At 48.9% G+C, this 15,325-nt stretch carries 13 protein-coding genes and 1 tRNA gene; 7 read left to right on the forward strand and 7 right to left on the reverse strand.

Annotated features, from left to right (window positions below):
- Nucleotides 1-77: 77 nt before the first annotated feature.
- The 3 genes from HMPREF0044_RS03245 to HMPREF0044_RS03255 all read right to left on the reverse strand — a co-directional run bounded on the left by HMPREF0044_RS03245 (nucleotide 78) and on the right by HMPREF0044_RS03255 (nucleotide 5,043).
- On the reverse strand, nucleotides 78-1,538 hold the full coding sequence (locus HMPREF0044_RS03245) for an amino acid permease (protein WP_006546678.1): 1,461 nt from the start codon (nucleotides 1,536-1,538) through the stop codon (nucleotides 78-80).
- Between the two features lie 68 nt (nucleotides 1,539-1,606).
- On the reverse strand, nucleotides 1,607-2,053 hold the full coding sequence (locus HMPREF0044_RS03250) for a NanQ anomerase/TabA/YiaL family protein (protein ID WP_006546679.1): 447 nt from the start codon (nucleotides 2,051-2,053) through the stop codon (nucleotides 1,607-1,609).
- Nucleotides 2,050-5,043, reverse strand: a complete 2,994-nt coding sequence (locus tag HMPREF0044_RS03255) for a glycoside hydrolase family 2 TIM barrel-domain containing protein (RefSeq protein ID WP_006546680.1) — start codon at nucleotides 5,041-5,043, stop codon at nucleotides 2,050-2,052. Before HMPREF0044_RS03255 ends, HMPREF0044_RS03250 begins: the two co-directional genes overlap by 4 nt.
- A gap of 199 nt (nucleotides 5,044-5,242) precedes the next feature.
- Here HMPREF0044_RS03255 and HMPREF0044_RS03260 point away from each other — a divergent pair, with 199 nt between their 5' ends.
- Nucleotides 5,243-6,247, forward strand: coding sequence for a LacI family DNA-binding transcriptional regulator (locus tag HMPREF0044_RS03260; protein WP_006546681.1), 1,005 nt, complete (start codon nucleotides 5,243-5,245; stop codon nucleotides 6,245-6,247).
- 62 nt (nucleotides 6,248-6,309) lie between these two features.
- Here HMPREF0044_RS03260 and HMPREF0044_RS08355 read toward each other — a convergent pair whose 3' ends face one another.
- Both HMPREF0044_RS08355 and HMPREF0044_RS03265 read right to left on the reverse strand, forming a co-directional pair.
- The gene (locus tag HMPREF0044_RS08355; protein ID WP_006546682.1) at nucleotides 6,310-6,435 is read right to left on the reverse strand and encodes a hypothetical protein; all 126 of its coding nucleotides are present in this window, start codon (nucleotides 6,433-6,435) and stop codon (nucleotides 6,310-6,312) included.
- A 78-nt stretch (nucleotides 6,436-6,513) separates the two neighbouring features.
- Nucleotides 6,514-6,813 carry a hypothetical protein gene (locus tag HMPREF0044_RS03265; protein WP_006546683.1) on the reverse strand — a complete coding sequence of 100 codons (300 nt, stop codon included), beginning with the start codon at nucleotides 6,811-6,813 and terminating at the stop codon, nucleotides 6,514-6,516.
- Between the two features lie 106 nt (nucleotides 6,814-6,919).
- Between HMPREF0044_RS03265 and HMPREF0044_RS03270 the strand changes: the two genes are divergently transcribed.
- Entirely contained in the window at nucleotides 6,920-7,348 is a 429-nt protein-coding gene (locus HMPREF0044_RS03270) for a pyrimidine dimer DNA glycosylase/endonuclease V (protein WP_040312765.1), read from the forward strand.
- A gap of 76 nt (nucleotides 7,349-7,424) precedes the next feature.
- Here HMPREF0044_RS03270 and HMPREF0044_RS03275 read toward each other — a convergent pair whose 3' ends face one another.
- Together HMPREF0044_RS03275 and glgX are read right to left on the reverse strand one after the other, a co-directional pair.
- Complete coding sequence (locus tag HMPREF0044_RS03275) at nucleotides 7,425-8,540, reverse strand: TDT family transporter (RefSeq protein ID WP_006546685.1); 1,116 nt, start codon at nucleotides 8,538-8,540, stop codon at nucleotides 7,425-7,427.
- 4 nt (nucleotides 8,541-8,544) lie between these two features.
- Nucleotides 8,545-10,806 (reverse strand): glycogen debranching protein GlgX, encoded by a 2,262-nt coding sequence (gene glgX, locus HMPREF0044_RS03280; RefSeq protein WP_040312877.1) that lies wholly within the window; start codon nucleotides 10,804-10,806, stop codon nucleotides 8,545-8,547.
- 171 nt (nucleotides 10,807-10,977) lie between these two features.
- On the opposite strand from glgX, the gene HMPREF0044_RS03285 reads away from it, so the two are divergent.
- From HMPREF0044_RS03285 to HMPREF0044_RS03305, 5 genes are all read left to right on the forward strand, one after another.
- Nucleotides 10,978-11,766, forward strand: coding sequence for an electron transfer flavoprotein subunit beta/FixA family protein (locus tag HMPREF0044_RS03285; protein WP_006546687.1), 789 nt, complete (start codon nucleotides 10,978-10,980; stop codon nucleotides 11,764-11,766).
- A 9-nt stretch (nucleotides 11,767-11,775) separates the two neighbouring features.
- Nucleotides 11,776-12,768, forward strand: a complete 993-nt coding sequence (locus HMPREF0044_RS03290) for an electron transfer flavoprotein subunit alpha/FixB family protein (protein ID WP_006546688.1) — start codon at nucleotides 11,776-11,778, stop codon at nucleotides 12,766-12,768.
- Entirely contained in the window at nucleotides 12,769-13,980 is a 1,212-nt protein-coding gene (locus HMPREF0044_RS03295) for a cysteine desulfurase family protein (RefSeq protein WP_006546689.1), read from the forward strand.
- An 8-nt stretch (nucleotides 13,981-13,988) separates the two neighbouring features.
- Nucleotides 13,989-15,125 (forward strand): tRNA 2-thiouridine(34) synthase MnmA, encoded by a 1,137-nt coding sequence (gene mnmA / locus HMPREF0044_RS03300; protein WP_006546690.1) that lies wholly within the window; start codon nucleotides 13,989-13,991, stop codon nucleotides 15,123-15,125.
- Between the two features lie 48 nt (nucleotides 15,126-15,173).
- A tRNA-Leu gene (locus tag HMPREF0044_RS03305) sits at nucleotides 15,174-15,254 on the forward strand.
- Nucleotides 15,255-15,325: the final 71 nt, after the last annotated feature.

Consider the following 15,325-nt stretch of genomic DNA (forward strand, 5'->3'; position numbering starts at 1 on the left):
GGGGGCTTCCTCAAGATATCTTGAGGAAGCCCCCGCTTTTAACCAGAAGAAACTAGACTAACTAGAAAGTCTTAGCCTTATTCCTTTTCGAAACCTACTGCGGTAGCAGTAAGTTCACGTTTAGCAGCTTCAGGGTCAGTGGATTTCAAACGACGAATGTAACGTTCGTAAACGATCACTGCACCACCGATGAAGATTACAACGCCACCGACGTTGTAAACCAAAGTTAGCCATGCTTCCTGCCCGTAAGGGAAAGTACCGGTTACGAATACGAATGCAAAAACAACCATCATGAAGCCAGACATAGCCATACCGAACGTACGTGAGCCTATGCGGAAGTCGCGCTTCACAGAATCGAAGTTCTTACGGAAGTTGAAATAAGCCAGGTAAATGAACAATGGTGGCAACAGAGAAGTTGCTGCAGTCATGTTAATAACGATTTCCAACAAGCCGTTGATAGAATCAGAACCTAAAGCTGGGATGATGAGGATTGGAACGACGATTGCATACTGCAACCAAGCTGCGCGCCAAGGTACACCCTTTTCGTTAAGCTCAACCAGCTTAGAGCCAAAAATACCACCGGGAATTTCAGAGAAGAAAATCTTAACTGGGGTAGAGGTCCACATTAGCAAAGATCCCAGGGTAGCCGCAAGCATAACTACACCGACAACGCGGTTAACTAAGGCAGCGTCCAAACCGTAGTGTGCCCCCAGACCAGCCATAGTCTGGAACAGGCCGGAAGAGTAATCCAACTCTCCAGCAGGAACGAAAACAGTCATTAAGAGGGAAGCTACTGCATAGAGCATACCAACCAGCAAGCCAGCGATGATGATAGTGCGGATGAAGGAATTTACCCCACCCTTGATGTCCTTAATGTAAACGCCAACAGACTCAGCACCGCCAACACCCTGGATAATCCAAGCTAAAGTACCGAAGAAGCCCCACATCATTGCAAAGTCAGTGAAGTTCGGAGTCATAGCTTCCGCAGTGATTGGGGTAGCTGGTTCCAAACCACCTAACAGTGCTACTGAAGTAAGGATGATGAATGATACTGCCATCAGCATCATCAGAGTTGCACCAATGTTGGTGACTTTACCAATCCAAGCTGCGCCCTTGGTAGAAACGAAAGTTGCCAACGCAAAAATCGTCAGAGAAATAATGGTGATTGCCCACTGTGACATCTGTACTTCTTCACCATAGAAAGCGTAAGAAGCATAGACTAAAACAATTGGTAGCAAAGAAGCGAAGTAGAAAAGGTTAACGAACCAGTAAGAGAACGCGCCTAGGAACGCCCAGCGACCACCCAAAGAAGTCTTTACCCACTGGTAGTCGCCAGATTCTGAATCCTTATTGAGAGCTACTAGCTCAGCGATAATCAGAGTGTAAGGCAGGAAGTACAGCAGAGTTGCAAAGAAGAATGCAGGTGCTGAAACCAAACCAATAGAAACACTGTTATTAATGACGTTACGGAAGTTAAAAACAGCAGCAACCGTCATGGTTAAAAGGGCATAAGTGCCAATCTTGGCTCTGGTGCTCATTTTAAATCCTTAATCTTGAATGTTGGTTGTGTTAATGAATAGATATTTTCGAGGGCGAAAAATACGGACTATTTATTCGGGAAAGAAAAGCCTTCAACAGTAACTCGTAGCATCACAGCTTCACCGTTAACTGCCATGATTTGAGTTGCGTCTTCCGGCTCAAAAATCACGAAACTGCCAGCTTCGAGGATTTCTTCGGTGGCATTGCCTAAAAGAAAAACCTTGTCATCTAAATCAGAGTAAGTACGTAATACCTCGCAATCTGCAGCTGCGCAGAAACGAAGCGTAACTAACCCGGACTTAACATAAAGTAAACGCAGATAACGGTTAGAAGCCTGCAAATACTTGTCCTGGAATCCTGCTGGCAGATTCATCCAGGTGAGAGAGTCACCGACGGAATAGAAGACTCCCGTTAGTAACTCATCTGAAGCTGCAATAGCCTCATACGTGCGGTTCCACTTCTTATGCTCGGGAAGTAGCCCCTTAGCATCAGTTAATGAACTAAAACGAATCACAGTGCCACCTCCACTGGGGTTTGATTTTCAACAGCGAATGGAATGAACTTAACCTCATGAGCAAACTCTGCAAAGAAACACCGATGGGAATGTAGTACTTCCGAACCCCACGAGTTAGAACCCAAACCAAGCAACTGCGGATTCACATGCAGATGGGTTAAACCAGACTTCTCTAGCGAAGAAGAATGACTGGTAGTATCTAACATTTCATCGCTGTACTCACTTACCCGGAAGTTAAAAGGTACGACGGCTTCAACACGTAATCCCACAGTCCCGTCAGATACAGCTGCCCAACGCGTCTGCCAACGGTTACCGTGGTCTTGGGGAACAACATACGGAGTGTAGAAATCCGCAACCTCAGCTGTAAAACAACCTAAATAAGCTGCCGCATGAGAATCGGAATAGTTCTCTCCTGGCCCGTAACCGTAGTACTCCACACTTTCAAAACCCGCAGGTAACGCGCATGACAAACCAACTCGCGGAACAATATTGCGGTAGTCGCCATACGGGGAGCCAGTGAAACGAACCCTGAAGGAACCATCAAGCTCGAAAGTATAAGTAAGCTCAGCCCGCATACCGAAGTTAAATACCGGTGGGGCAATCTGTTCACGAACAACCACCACCAGTTGCTGTCCACTTACCCGCCACTCACAATTACGTGCGTGACGCTGCATAATCTGCAGATGCTTAGGCTTCCAAATAGAATCAAACTCCTGCTGATGATTATCAATCAACGGCTTCCAGAAGCCTAAGGAAAGTGGCTGGGCAAAAACTTCACTATTGTTGTAAACCAATGAAGTTAGCTGACCAGAAACCGTATCAAATTCTGCTACCCAATTATTTGCAATGGTAGAGATACGCAGAACGCCCTCGGAAAAATCGGTACGGAACTCACCCGCTCCCGGAACAGGCGTATCTGCATAATCGCGCTCGCGGATCACCCAAGAACCCAAACCAACCGGCTCAGCAAAACCTGCGCGCAGCACGTGCACTGCCAAGGAAAGCTCACCGGCAGACACCTCAGGCGCCGGTAAAGTAATTTCAGTCTCAGCGCCAACAGATAAAACCGGGACATCTACAATACCGTCAGAAACTTCCACACCGTTGAGAAGCCAACGATAGGAAAGCTGGAAATCCGTTGCCTCAGTAAACCAAAGCATTGATTTAACTCGTAACGAACCCTCCTGGTAAGACAGCTTCAACGGAGAAAGTAAGAACTTGTACTGAGTTAAACCGGGGCTAGGTTCCTGCCATGGGAAAATCAAACCATCAATACAGAAGTTCGCGTTATTTGGGTAATCTCCGAAATCGCCACCATAGTGATAAGTATCGTCACCGGGAAGTTGCAGACCATGATCGCACCACTCCCAGACAAAATGCCCTTGGATACTATCCCAACGATTAAAAACTTCTTGATATTCAGCTAAACCGCCAGGACCATTTCCCATTGCATGCCCATATTCGCAGATAATTCGCGGTTTAGGATGCGGGTATTCGCCAAAATCGTTCATTTGAGACACGCGTGAGTACATAGTGGAAATAACATCCACGTATTCAGCGTTACGGTCTTCCTCATAGTGAACCGGATGAGTTGGATCCAGTTCTTTGCAACGACGGTACATCGTACCAATATTGCAGCCGTAACCGGATTCATTACCCAGTGACCACAGCAGAATCGACGCGTGGTTACGCTGTGCCAGCACATGGCGTTCAATCCGATCCACGTAAGCGTATTCCCAAGCGGGGTCATCGGTGAGCGTATTTAGTTTGCCGATATTTTCAAAACCGTGACTTTCTAAATCGGTTTCAGCGACAACTAGTAAACCTAACCGGTCGCACATTTCGTAGAAACGCGGGTCATTTGGGTAGTGGGCAGTGCGAACAGAGTTAATGTTGTGTTCTTTCATTAACTCCACGTCACGCTGAGCGCGTTCCATAGAGATGGCGCGCCCCTTACGTGGTTCAAAGTCGTGGCGGTTCACACCGTGCATTTTGAAGTATTGGCCGTTGAGGTAGAGTTTGCCGTTCGTAATGGTGATTTCTTTTAGCCCCAGCAGGTGTTCAATAACTTCAGTCGGCTTATTTTCGTCAAGGAGTGTGAAACGTAATGTGTATAGGTAGGGTGCTTCCGGGTTCCAGGTGTGGATGTTTTCTAAACGTAGCTGTGTGGTAGCTTGTGTGGAAGTAAAGTTAAGAGTGGTGCTGTTAAGCAGTTTTTCTTTATCGAGAACTTCGATTTTGAGCGCAGTGGTTGCGGATAGTTGGTTTAGTTCAGCACTGATATTTACGAGGGCGGTGTTTACATCAACTAGTTTCGTGACCGCGTAGAAATCGTGCAGGTAGGTGGTGGGGCGGCTGAGCATCCAGACGGAGCGGAAAATGCCGGAGGCCCACCACATATCTTGGTCTTCAATATAAGTTCCGTCGCTGAATTGGAGGACTTTTACTACCAGCAGGTTTTCACCTGATTGAATGGTGGAGGTTAGGTCGAATTCGGCAGTTAGGCGACTTCCTTTGGAAAAACCCAGGTAGTGTCCGTTTAAGTAGATTTCGAAGTAGGATTCAACGCCGTCGAAAACAATGTGATAGTGGCGGGCGGGGTCTTTTTCAGGGAGTGTGATGGTTTTTTGGTATATGCCGGTTGGGTTTTCAGCGGGTACGAATGGAACGTCGATGGGGAAGGGGAAGCCTTCGTCAGTGTATTGCAGGTTTCCGTAGCCATCGAGCTGCCACATGTGGGGGATGGTTACAGTGTCGGTGGTGAGTATACGTGAGGTGAAATCGGCCGGTACACGTTCGGGGTGGGTGTAGAAGCTGAAGTTCCATGTGCCATCGAGGTTTTGGTAGTCGCTGATGCGGGATCGGTCAGCATAGGCATTTGCGGGGCACTGTGCTGCGGTGGCGTCTGCTTGGGTGGCGTGTGGACGCATGTAGGCGTGTGGTTTTAAGCGGTTTTCGTGCTGTAACTGTGGGTTTTCCCAGTTGTTCATGCGTTTCCCCTTACTTCACTGTAATTGGCGTTCTGCGGTGAACGCTTTTGAAACGAGTTCATAAGCTTAACGAGTTGCGGAAACCGGTTTCCGTTATGACTCTTATTACTTTACAGGAAAAATTATCGCTACACTAGAAAAACAGATAAAAACTTCCAAATACTCTCTCAACACCATTAAAAATGGAGAAAAATAGGACATGATGCCCAGAGTTACCATCCAAGACGTAGCTAACCTAGCGAAAGTAACAAAAGGTACGGTATCGCGGGTACTTTCAGGCAAAGGGCAAATCAGTAAAGATAAGCAAGAAGCCGTCCTCGCTGCCGTTGAAACCCTAAACTACATTCCCAACCGACGTGCTCGCGCGTTAGCGACAGGTCGAACAGCAGCAGTTGCTGTCGTCATGACTGAACCAATGGAACACTTCTTCCACGATCCGACTTTCTCCCTTATTCTTAAAGGCATTTACGAAGGAATGGACGGTACAGATTACCTGCCGGTACTGTTACATGCCACCGCCCCAGCAGAAGAAAAGAAAATCGCAGATTTAGCTAGTACCGGTTCTTTTGACGCTCTCATTCATCTTTCGCCCTGGGCTGATCATGGATTATTAGCTTCTTTAGCAACCGCAAAACTACCAGTAGTTTTGTGTGGTTTCCCAGTTGAACGTAGCGCTTACCCAGAGTTTTCGGTAGTTTATTCTGATGACGTTTTAGGTGCTAAACTCGCAGCTTCGTACTGCCTTTCCCAGGGAGTTAAAAAACCAGTGGTTATTTCTGGTGAGGAAGGAAACCCGGCAGCGGAAGACCGCGTAAAAGGTTATCGTGAAGTTTATGCACAACTGCATGAGGAAAACCGAGTACTCTACGGCGGTTGGGCAGAAGCCGATGGAGCATTAGCTGTCGCGCATCTGAGAGAACAGGGAATAGACTTCGATTGTCTGCTGTGCGGGTCTGACCGAATTGCACGTGGGGCAATTAATTATTTGCTTTCCGAGGGCGTAAAAATCCCAGCCGGCGTGAAAGTGATTGGCTTCGATGATAACGACACTGCCACCTCTTCGGCTCCGCACATCACCACGGTGGCACAGCCAATGGTTGAGCAGGGAAAACGTGCCTTCCAAGTTGCTTCAGAAATGGTTGAAGGTGAAGTTGCCGGCTTACATACTTTGGATGTAGTGCTTAAAGAAAGAGAATCAGCATAAGCGCAAGTACGCAAACTAAAAGCGTTTTTATGCGCGCGTTTCATTGCTTTATATAGGGGATATCATTTTTTAGCGCCAAGAGGGTGATCTGCAGGACGCTCACGGAATGGGAAATTTTCGATTGAATCTACATCGAAACCGAACTGGCTGAAGATTTTTGGGAAGCTCATCAAATGCAATGGCAGCATCGCGTTTAGGATTAACGTAGAGATTCGCTTGCTGGAGGGAAGTTACCGTGCAATAAAGCTCAGTTTGCAGATGTCCCGCTATAGGACGAGCAATAACAGTGATTTCAAAAGGCAGGTGTGCTTTTTCCAGAAACCATAGAAGGGGATAATCTCATCGATAAGATCTTGAATCATTTTGCTTCTGTAGCTTCCTTTAATGAGGAAGGTTCCCAACCACGCGCCGCCCAGATCCGGGTCGTTTTGTAATGCGGTATTAAGGTCCAGTTTATGTGGCGAGTAGCCTTTGGAAATTAAATGGTTTGTCGCGATTTGAATAGCTGTTTGTACTGGACAATGAACTATTAGGCGACGTCCCGGCCAGGTTTCAGTAAAAAACATGGGTTTTCCTCAGCTAGCAGAAGCGATACTGACACTTCTTATTCTAGGGGGGAGGAGAAGAGTAGTTTCAAAATGCATAAAATTAGAAACGCAGGATAATAGAAATATGCGTTTATGGAGCTTACACCCTGTCTATTTAGATCGTCAGGGGCTTACTGCCTGCTGGCGTGAAGCCCTGTTAGCCCAGGCAGTGATTGCCGGGAGGACCCGTGGATATACGAAGCATCCGCAACTAGAACGGTTCTTGGCATGTGCGGATCCGTTGGTAGCAGTAGGGACTTTTCTTGAGGGCGTGCAACAGGAAGCTACCTGGCGAGGCTATAACTTTGACGCTTCTCGTATCGATTGTCCTGGACAACTTGTAGAAATCGAGGTTAACGACCAGCAGGTAGCTTTTGAAAAAGCTCATTTACTGGCAAAACTACGGGTGCGTACCCCAGACTTAGTCGCAGCTTTAGAAGCTGATGAAGTAGCCCGCACACACCCAATGTTTAAGGTAGTACCAGGGCCAATAGCTACCTGGGAACGCCCCTAAAACTCATATGCGAACTCGCTTTGCGATGTGAGTTTTGGGATTTTAGAGTGCAAAACTCATATGCGAACTCGCGTTGCTATGTGAGTTTTACAAAAACGGCGCGGAGGCTACCTAAACCTGAGAAAAGCACAGTACCAACCAACGCCAAAGTACCCACTGCACCCAGCCACATAAAGCCCTCAATACCAGTACCCTTAGCCATTAAAGTAGCGCCCAAAGAAAGCGTGCCAATAGGGAATGTTGTAGCCCACCAGCCAGGCGAGAACGGCATACGGTTTAAAACACCACGAATCGTTACAAACGAGGCCCACATAGTCAGCGGAGTACCAATCACTAGCAGCGTCCAATCATAGACATTCGCCAGGAAATGTGCAGTAGGAATAACTGAACCGGAAGCGAAGTTCTCAAGATTAAAAGAAATCGCTTGCACTGCTGCCGCGGATTGTCCCACCAACCCCAATGGAATCCAAGAGGAGGCAGAAGCCGGCAAAGGTAGGGGAGAACGCCCCCAAATTTCTGCGTAGCCCTGAATGAAAATCGTTGTCCCCAGACTGAGGGTAATCATGAAACAACAGAAAGAAAGAATTAATACCAACGGACCATATGCTGGTCCAACATGCGGAGAAAGATTAGCCCCCACAGTAGCAGCAACCATTGGTCCCACAACCGCAAGACCCCAAACAAAATTAGGTTTCCCCAAGGAAGATCCGAAAGCTCGAGCAGCAAAATAAACTGCGGATACAACCCCAATAGAAGCCCCAATAATCCAAGTAACAGTATCTACTTGCCAAGCAAAATCAGCTAAATCAGGCCAGAAAAGTGGCAACGCAACAGTCGAAGCAGCCCCTGCCGACAGAAAACCCATCGAAACAGTGCCCCAGAAAGGAATCTGCGCCGGATTCACTAACGCCTCACGAAAAACCGTGGCACTACGCAAACAACGAACCACGAAACTAGACGTTAAGAATACAAGTAAAGTCCAAGAAACTGCCAGGAAAAACAGTGAAAAGTACGCGCCGAGCGGAATCCGCTCAGCATGTAAACCCAGCAGATTGGACAAAATACCAGTACCCATGACAGAAGGAAACCAGATCGGACCTGGGGGAGGAACAACCCCGGGAAACGGGGAAGCTAAGCCGGAATCTGAAATAACCTTAGTAGGAACAACCGGAGAATCCAGAACCTTCAACATGCCATTAACCAACCGTTAAGAAAATTTGTAAAGACTGAGGTTCAATCTGCGACTCATCACCAGGTGCAAAAACCTCACACCCTGACAGATCAGCGAAGTCAGCAGACACACCGCCCTCGGAAGGAACACGCCAGGAAGAATCAAAAACCAGCCGGTAATGCTTGCCACGCCCCTCAGGTAAAGCCACCGTACCCTCATTCAAAGTAGCATTGAAAACTACCAGCAAATCAGCATCATTATGAGGCTTACCAGAACGCAACATCTGCAACAAACGATGCTCAGACGAATGCCAGAACTCATCATGCATAGGCTGACCCGCAGCAGTAAACCAAGCCAAGCCTGGAATCACATCGCCCTCGGCAACCAAACCGTTGCAGAAATAAACCGGGCGGAAAACCTGATGCTGAGCGCGCAAATGAATCAAATACTGCACTGACTCAAGCAAATGCTGCTGAGAATCAGACAAATCCCAATTCACCCAAGAAATCGGAGAATCCTGGCAGTAGGCATTATTATTACCATTCTGAGTACGCGCAAACTCATCACCCGCAGTAATCATTGGCGTACCCGCAGAAATCATTAAAGTCGCCATGATATTACGCATCGAACGGAAACGCGCAAACCGAATCGCATCAAACAAGCCATCATCAATATCATGGCCGTTTTCTTCACTATAAGTAGCTGTTAAGCCCTCAATACCATGGTTCCAAGAACGATTCTCAGAAGAACCATCGCGGTTATTCTCCAGATTCGCATGATTCATCTTATGGTTGAAACTGGTTAAATCACACAGAGTAAAACCATCATGAGCAGTCACAAAGTTCACTGAAGAACGCGTGCGACGCCAATGCCCTAAAGTTTCCCCAAAGAAATCAATCGAGCCAGAAATACGCGTAGCCAAATCATTCGGACCCTGCGTATTCCAACCGCGCTCCAAGTTAGCAAAGTCAGCCAACCAGAAAGAACGAATCGTATCGCGGAAACGGTCATTCCACTCAGACCAAGGAAGTGGAAAATTACCAGTCTGCCAACCACCCGGGCCAATATCCCAAGGCTCCGCAATCAACTTCTGCTGTTTCAAAACCGGATCAGCTGCCACTGCCATAAAGAACGGGTGCTTAGGGGTGAACCCATCAGCAAAACGACCCAGCGTAACCGCTAAGTCAAAGCGGAAACCGTCAACGCCGATTTCTTCACTCCAATAGCGCAAAGAATCCAACGTCATCTGAATAACGCGAGCCTCATCAAAGTTCACGGTATTTCCACAACCCGTGTCATTAATCATGTGACGCGGATGAGTATTCGTATGGCGGTAGTACATGGTCTGACCAAAACCACGCCACGAAACCGCAGGACCATAGGTGCCACCCTCACACGTGTGGTTATAAACAACATCCAACAGCACTTCAATACCATTTTGATGCAGGATGGAAACCATGCCACGGACTTCATCCAAAATCGCCTGTGCCCCAGCTGCCTGAGCCGCAGCAGTTGCATACGAAGGTTCGGGAGTGAAATAAGACAGCGTGTTATAACCCCAGTAATTAGTTAGCCCCTTATCAACTAAGAAAGGCTCATCCCACTTAGCATGAATGGGCAGAAGCTCAATCGCGGTTATACCCAGCTTCTTAAAATGCGCAATGGTGGCAGGGTGCGCTAAACCAGCGTAAGTGCCGCGTAGCTCTTCAGGAACCCCAGGTAGGTTTTTCGTATATCCCTTTACATGAAGCTCATAAACTACCGTTTCATTCCAAGAACGACGGGGATGCTCAGCAACTGGGAAATGGTTATCGATTACCACTGAACGAGCCTGGTAGGGAGCTGAATCCATGGTGCAACGGCGCGGAGGATTAGCTGCTGGTTCAAAAGTCTTAGGATCAACTTCATGCGCAAAAACAGCGAAATGGTGCTGAGCGGTACCTGCTAAACCACGCCCATAAGGGTCAAGTAAGAGCTTAAAAGGGTTATAGGATAAACCACGTGCTGGATTCCATTCGCCGTCTACACGGTATCCGTAAAAAGTGCCTACTCCAGCTCCTGGAAGGAATGCAGACCAGCAGCCGCCGTCATGCAAGTTCATCTGGTAACGGGTTTCAGGAGCCAGCGGAGCGTCCGTTGGGAATACACATAACTCAACTGCCGAAGCATAAGGTGCCGTGACGCAGAAGTCTACGCCGCCTTCAACAACGCGGGCGCCTAAAAAAGTAGCGCCAGCAGTGGCAGGTGGAAGAGTTTTTTCAGCGGGTTTCCAGGTTTTCTCAGCCATTTCCATCGTGAATATACAAATCGATCATCAATAAGTGGTTTTTCTTCACTGAAAATAATACTTCCTTTACAGATTTTATGCGTCAGAAAACCGGGAAATCAGGCAGAAAGGTGGTAAACACTACTTAACTGAGTGCCACATTAGAGGTACTTTTATGGCACTGTTATAGGTATGAGAGTTGTAGTTTGTTTCAAACACGTCCCCGACGTGGTATCCCAACGTCGCATTGAAGACGGCCGTTTGGTACGCGGTGAAGACGATACCCTGAATGAACTTGATGAAAACGCCATTGAAGCAGCAGTTCAAGCAGTCGAAGACCTGGGTGGAGAAGTCATTGCAGTGACAATGGGCCCAGAAGATGCTGAGGACTCAGCTTTACTGGCACTACAAAAGGGCACAGACCGCGCAATCGTCGTTGCAGATGACCGCTTAGAAGGTACTGACGCAGTCGGTACCGCACAGGTACTGGCAGCTACTATTCGCGCCCTCCACGCTGAAACTCCAGTGGACTTGGTGCTTACTGGCATGGCCAGCCTCGACGGTATGACTTCTATGCTCCCCGCTACCTTAGCAGCAGAGCTTGACCTGCCATACGTTGGCTTGGCATCTGAACTTGAAATCACTGAGACTACTGCAACTGCGAAGCGTTCAGCGGATGGTTTCACCGATACCCTGCAGGTGTCTTTCCCAGCGGTTATTTCTGTAACCGACCAGGTGAATGACCCTCGTTACCCGAACTTTAAAGCCATGAAGGCAGCTCGTTCTAAGCCACTGGATATTTGGTCTTTGGATGATATTCCAGGATTTGATGTGGATAACGTGCAGGTGGGTGCGGAGTCCGCTGGTACGCAAATTCTGGGGGCTGATCAGGAACCAGAACGCGTTGCCGGCACTGTAATTCAAGACAGTGGTGATGCTGGCGTGAAGCTCGCACACTTCCTAGCGGACGTGCTGAAGTGAGGTTTGAAAATGCTAACTAATCCGATTCTTGTAATCACCGACCACGTAGGCGACCCAGTACAGGGATTTACCCTTACCGGTCCTTCTCAGCAGCTTCTCACCCTGGCTCGTTCTTTGACTGCCGGACCAGTTCACGCTGTAGCTCTGAATCCGGATCCGGATATGGAAGCTTTGGGTGCTTACGGAGTTTCCGAAGTCTTCACTCCGGATCTCTGTGGCGTTTCCCCGCGCGTTGCAGCTGTTGTTGCTGACGCTGCGTTGGCAGTTATTCGCCAGGCAGAATACGCTGCTGTCCTCAACGTTTCTAATTACCGAGGGCGGGAAGTGGCAGGTATCCTCGCCGCGAAACTACACTCCGGTGCAGCTGTAGATGTAACTGCTTGCAAGGTTGTAGACGGTGAACTTCAGGCTTCTAAGACTGTGCTTGGGGGCACTTGGGCAACTTCTTTCAAGGTCGCTCGCGGTACCCCGATTATTTCCCTACGTCCATCTGCTGTTGAAGCAGTTGCCGCTGAAGCAGTAACCTCACCAACTGTTACTGCTGTCCCAGTAGAATACAGTGCGGCTGCTAAAGCAGTGCAGGTAGTTTCTTCTGAAGAGCAGGGGTCTGACGGTCGAGTAGCGTTGGCTGAAGCTCCAATCGCAGTTATTGGTGGTCGTGGTGTTGATGGCGACTTCACCTTGGTTGAAGAACTTGCTGATGCTTTGGGTGCGGGCGTGGGCGCTACCCGCGTGGCCTGTGATGAGGGCTGGATTGAACGCTCCGCGCAGGTTGGTCAAACTGGGGTAACTATTGCTCCTCGCCTCTACATCGGCCTGGGGGTATCTGGCGCAGTTCACCACACTTGCGGTATTCAAGCTTCCCAAAAGATCGTGGCAGTCTGTGATGACCCAGACGCACCAATTTTTGAGCTCACTGATTTCGGAGTTGTGGGTGACATTAATGAAGTCGTTCCACAGGCGTTGGAAGAACTACGGAACTTGGGAGTAGTAAACAACTAAATGGTTTACTTAGACCACGCAGCAACCACGCCTCTTCGCCCTGAAGCTGAAGAGGCGTGGTTGCGTGCTACCCAAGAACTCCGCGTAGTGCCTGGTAATCCCGCGGCCCTACATTCGGGGGCACGCAATGCTCGTCGACTTTTAGAAGATGCCCGAGAATCAATCGCGCATAACTTGGGCGCAGACCGCGCGGAAGTTATTTTTACTTCCGGAGCGACTGAAGCAAACGCCCTCGGAATCGTCGGAAGCTGGCGGGGAATGCGCCAACACGGGTATTCAGCAGTCCAGGTATGCGCTGCAGACCACCCATCGTCATGGAATCAGCAAACTGTGATTGAACGTGAGGGTGGCATATTTAAAACCCTCGAAGTAGATACCAATGGGGTAGCGGTAGTTGAGAGCCTCAGCCCAGACGCCGGAGTTATTTCTTTTTCCCTAGTATGTTCTGAAACGGGGACGCTTCAGCCACTTGCAAAAATCGTTGATCGCGTCAATGAAAACTATGACGAGCAAAAGTACTCACGTAAACCGCTGGTTCATATAGATGTATGCCAAGCCCTGCATACTCTGCCAGTGAATTTGCATGCGGATGGGATAGATTTAATCACTCTGTCAGCCCATAAGATAGGTGGACCAGTGGGCATCGGTGCCCTCGCAATTAAACGAGGCACCCCGCTACGCACTGATCGGCCCGGTGGCGACCAAGAACTAAAATACCGTTCCGGAACAGTTGACGTTGCCGGAGCCTGCGCTTTTGCAGCTGCTTTGAACGCGGCTACAGTAGAACGCGACGAGCTGCGTAAACGATGCGAAACCCTTCAAAAACGCTTGTGGGATGGCATTAAAATCCTGCAAAACCGTGGAGAACTCCCTGCTGAAGTAACCCAAACTGTCACAGCTGAGATTGCTCCGACCATTGCCCATCTCAGCATCCCCACCGCACATCCAGAAGCAGTTCTGCTGAACCTAGACCGCGCTGGTATCTGGGCTTCCGCAGGTTCCGCTTGCCACGCTGGGGTCACCCGGCCATCTAGGGTAATCATGGAAATGGGCAGGAATGAAACCCAAGCTCTGGGAGTCTTACGGCTATCCTTTGGCCCTGGCTCTACAGAAGCTGATATCGATAGCTTCCTCACAGCTCTGCCTTCCACCCTGCAACAAGCCCAGGCATTGGATAAACTAGACCAACGTAGTAAAAAGAAACGCAACTGAAAGAACCCATGAGAGTATTAGCCGCCCTATCCGGAGGCGTAGATTCAGCCGTAGCTGCCGCACGAGCCGTAGAAGCCGGTCATGACGTAACTGCCGTACACATGGCGCTGTCCTCATCACCGCAGTCTTGCCGTATGGGCGCACGTGGATGCTGCTCCCTGGAAGACTCCGTAGACGCTGCTCGTGCTGCCGAAACCCTTGGAATCCCATACTACGTGTGGGACCTCGCAGAAGAATTCGAAGAAACCGTTATTAACGATTTCGTTGAGCAATACCAGCTCGGACGCACTCCAAACCCCTGCGTGCGCTGCAATGAGTTCGTAAAATTCAGGGAACTAGCCGAACGCGCCAAAGCTCTAGGATTTGATGCCGTCTGTACTGGACACTACGCGCGCGTAGAAGAAGGACCAAACGGTAAACAGTTGTTGCGTGCCCGTGACTTACTTAAAGATCAGTCCTACGTGCTGGCAGTTATGGGGGAAGAAGAACTCGACCGCGTAATCTTGCCGCTAGGTGACGTTACTTCTAAGACAGCAGTCCGTGAAGAAGCTGAAGCTCGTGGGCTAGGGGTTTCTAACAAACCAGACTCCTACGATATTTGCTTCATCCCAGATGGAGATACCCAAGGGTTCCTGCGCGCCCGCCTGGGAGAGAATACCGGTAATATTGTTGACCCAGACGGCAACGTTTTAGGTACCCACCGCGGGTACTTTGAATATACCGTCGGACAGCGAAAAGGCCTGGGGATTGATCGCCCAGCAGAAGATGGTAAACCACGTTACGTGTTAGAAACTCGTCCCTCCACCAATGAAGTAGTAGTTGGCTCAGCCACGCTGCTCTCCATCGACACAGTCCGCGCAAACGAACTAACCTGGTTAGCAACCGATGACCAGGGCGAAGTTTTGACCGAAATTTCTCAAGAAATGGGAACTGACGATGATCAGTGTCTATACGCACAAATGCGGGCTCATGGGCGGGCTATTCCAGTAGTCGGATTAGAAAAAACTACTGAAACCGTTAAGATTCGTCTGGGTGAAATGGTACGTGGTATCGCTGCGGGACAATCCTTGGTAATTTATCGTGGAAACCGCGTATTAGCGCATGCTGTGATTGAATTCGCACGTCGAGAAGGCGAATGGAAGTAGATTCAGTTTTATTTTTCTGAACTAACCCGGTATCCTTATAAAGTACCTGCGCGGGTGGCGGAATTGGTAGACGCGCTGGATTTAGGTTCCAGTACCTTTGGTGTAGGGGTTCAAGTCCCCTCTCGCGTACAAGTTAATGACCTTGCTGTGAAAGCAAGGTCATTTTCATATCATCAGTAAAATGCGCACAACAGAAAGGC

Origin of the sequence: Gleimia coleocanis DSM 15436, from assembly GCF_000159015.1 — a bacterium.
In the GTDB taxonomy this organism is placed as follows: domain Bacteria; phylum Actinomycetota; class Actinomycetes; order Actinomycetales; family Actinomycetaceae; genus Gleimia; species Gleimia coleocanis.

Bases quoted from the DNA above. Each gene is read 5' to 3' on its own strand.
- HMPREF0044_RS03290 (WP_006546688.1), top strand. From the start codon at position 11,776: ATGCTAACTAATCCGATTCTTGTAATCACCGACCACGTAGGCGACCCA.
- HMPREF0044_RS03265 (WP_006546683.1), bottom strand. From the start codon at position 6,813: ATGTTTTTTACTGAAACCTGGCCGGGACGTCGCCTAATAGTTCATTGT.
- HMPREF0044_RS03285 (WP_006546687.1), top strand. From the start codon at position 10,978: ATGAGAGTTGTAGTTTGTTTCAAACACGTCCCCGACGTGGTATCCCAA.
- HMPREF0044_RS08355 (WP_006546682.1), bottom strand. From the start codon at position 6,435: ATGCTGCCATTGCATTTGATGAGCTTCCCAAAAATCTTCAGCCAGTTC.
- glgX (WP_040312877.1), bottom strand. From the start codon at position 10,806: ATGGCTGAGAAAACCTGGAAACCCGCTGAAAAAACTCTTCCACCTGCC.
- HMPREF0044_RS03245 (WP_006546678.1), bottom strand. From the start codon at position 1,538: ATGAGCACCAGAGCCAAGATTGGCACTTATGCCCTTTTAACCATGACG.
- HMPREF0044_RS03255 (WP_006546680.1), bottom strand. From the start codon at position 5,043: ATGAACAACTGGGAAAACCCACAGTTACAGCACGAAAACCGCTTAAAA.
- HMPREF0044_RS03270 (WP_040312765.1), top strand. From the start codon at position 6,920: ATGCGTTTATGGAGCTTACACCCTGTCTATTTAGATCGTCAGGGGCTT.
- HMPREF0044_RS03260 (WP_006546681.1), top strand. From the start codon at position 5,243: ATGATGCCCAGAGTTACCATCCAAGACGTAGCTAACCTAGCGAAAGTA.
- HMPREF0044_RS03275 (WP_006546685.1), bottom strand. From the start codon at position 8,540: ATGTTGAAGGTTCTGGATTCTCCGGTTGTTCCTACTAAGGTTATTTCA.
- mnmA (WP_006546690.1), top strand. From the start codon at position 13,989: ATGAGAGTATTAGCCGCCCTATCCGGAGGCGTAGATTCAGCCGTAGCT.
- HMPREF0044_RS03295 (WP_006546689.1), top strand. From the start codon at position 12,769: ATGGTTTACTTAGACCACGCAGCAACCACGCCTCTTCGCCCTGAAGCT.